General features: G+C 62.8%; 1 protein-coding gene. It reads right to left on the bottom strand.

Going from position 1 to position 282, the window contains the following annotated elements; translation table 11 throughout:
* Positions 1-282, bottom strand: a 282-nt coding sequence (locus tag HY30_RS03495; RefSeq protein WP_034737186.1) for an IS66 family transposase, incomplete at both ends; no start/stop codon positions are given.

Here is a 282-nt window from a genome sequence, read left to right as displayed (position 1 = left end):
CCGTCATCAAGGAACCGGGTGAGGCCTTTCCAGCGTGTCAGAGTATATCGAATGGCGTCAGCAAGCGTGCTCCGGGCGGGCACCTGCGCCAGCTGGCTTTCGAGCCAGAGACGCAGATTTTCAACACGCGGAGCGGACATTTTGCGGCGTGCCGCAAGCCGCCATGCCGGGGCTTTTCCGCGGACGTCCGCCTCGACTGCATAGAGGTCGGCGATACGGCGGAGGGCCTCTTCAGCAATGGGCGACCCGGTTGCTTGAGCCACGTCATAGAACTTTCGCCGT

The sequence above is a fragment of the Hyphomonas chukchiensis genome (assembly GCF_000682695.1).
Lineage (GTDB): Bacteria > Pseudomonadota > Alphaproteobacteria > Caulobacterales > Hyphomonadaceae > Hyphomonas > Hyphomonas chukchiensis.
The sequence above is the reverse complement of the archived record's forward strand: the minus strand, read 5'-3'. Positions and strand labels throughout refer to the sequence as shown.